We start from the raw sequence: 203 nt of genomic DNA on the forward strand, positions 1-203 counted from the left end.
CAAACACGGCACGCGCGAAGTGTTCGAGGAAAAAGTGATCCTCGCGGGCTGTGAAGAAACCGGTGATCTTGAAGTTTTCGCCGAAGCTGCGGGCGGCGACGAGAAAGCGGCTGAGAAAGAGTGCATCAGCTTGCGCACCGACGGCAAGTCGGTCGACATTGACGGCGACTACACCGAGACGCTGGCGCGCATCGAAAGCAACC

1 pseudogene is annotated in these 203 nt (G+C 59.1%); it reads left to right on the forward strand.

What is annotated here, in order from left to right:
* Window positions 1-203: pseudogene (locus A3722_RS11175) on the forward strand (phosphonate ABC transporter substrate-binding protein); the annotation flags it as partial.

Origin of the sequence: Sulfitobacter sp. HI0027, assembly GCF_001634775.1 — a bacterium.
In the GTDB taxonomy this organism is placed as follows: Bacteria; Pseudomonadota; Alphaproteobacteria; order Rhodobacterales; family Rhodobacteraceae; genus Sulfitobacter.